The 1,356-nt window shown below is 43.1% G+C and carries 1 protein-coding gene; it reads right to left on the bottom strand.

What is annotated here, in order from left to right; translation table 11 throughout:
• Window positions 1-1,329: Cna B-type domain-containing protein (locus WMO25_RS18060; RefSeq protein WP_349086612.1), on the bottom strand; the 1,329-nt coding region annotated here is incomplete at its 3' end.
• Window positions 1,330-1,356 lie beyond the last annotated feature (27 nt).

The raw sequence follows: 1,356 nt of genomic DNA on the forward strand, positions 1-1,356 counted from the left end.
GGTCTTTGACGTTTCATCTACTGATTTTCCATTGATTTTCGTTTCTACCGCACGGTAGATGATTTCTTTGCCATCTGTCGTGTACAATGGAAGCTTCTTCCATGTTGCTTCTTTCGTATCATTTGGCTTTGAGGAAGTCAGCGTGATCGGATCGCATCCATTTACATCTTCCCAATCACCATCCGTGCTGTGTTCTTTCCTGATCATCTGCTGGAGTTTGAATGTTGCAGTGTACCCGTCATCGGTCTTCTCGGAATAGTCCGTATTCTGCCAGATCTTTCTTACCGTGTAATCCTGCAGTTCGATATTGGTAAACGTATATTTTGTAATATCCGTTCCAGGCGTTGTTTCTGTTGCCGCTTTCTTTTCTGTTTCTTTCGCAACATCTGTCTTATAGCCATCAATGGAATGTTCGATGACCTTGTATTCAAGTTCATTCCCATCTCTGTCATATTTCGGAAGGTCTGTCCATGTCACTTTCTTTTCCGAGATTCCCGGTTCTGTGAAAGATACCGTATCAACGATGCGGGTTTCATAAGAGTGCCAGCTTTCATCGTTCTCTGCTTTCGTCTTGTACAGGAGTTCAAACTCTGCCGTTTTTTCTGCTCTGTCCACACATCGCCAGATTTTTGTAACCTCGATGGATTTCGACGGATTATCTGTTACCAGCACATTCGTGATCTTACTTTCGTTGCGTCCCTTTTCCTTATTGTATACATGATCTGCATTTGTAGCGCTAGTCGAATAATCCGTGGTATCTTTGTAATTTTGTGCACCACTGACAGTTGTTCCATACTGCTTTTTGCCAAAAATGCTTGTCGAATCATCGGTATGCCGTTCTACCGCTCGGAAATAAAGGGAATAAATCGTATAAGTTGTCCCATCCTCTCCGGTAAAAACTTCCACTGTCGGAAGATCTTCCAGTGTCTTCTTCCATTCCCCCTTATTATTCGGGGTAATGGTAAAGGTATATGGTGTTCTGTCTGATTTTAATACATCCGCCCAGTCGCTTAACTGTGGTTCTTCCGTTTTTTCAGAATCCGAATTTTCTTCTTTCGCATTCTCATTCCCGTTTTCATTTTCTACTTTTACGCCACGCTTTTGCAGGACAAATGTCAGGCTTTTCGGTCTGGACTGATACTTGTTATCCTGATCGCCTGCCCATGTCTTCGTGACAACAAGAGATGTGGATTTCAGTGTATTCTCTATCACTGTCTTCGTCTCATTTTGCGTGGAATATCTGCACTCATAAGCACCGGCTGTATATTTCACTGTCTGGTCTTCCTGTATAATCTCATTGATCGGAACACCTCCGATTGCCGTTTCCACACAGCGGTAGGTATAGGTCTTTCCTTC

Origin of the sequence: Coprococcus intestinihominis (assembly GCF_040096555.1) — a bacterium.
GTDB lineage: Bacteria > Bacillota > Clostridia > Lachnospirales > Lachnospiraceae > Coprococcus_A > Coprococcus_A intestinihominis.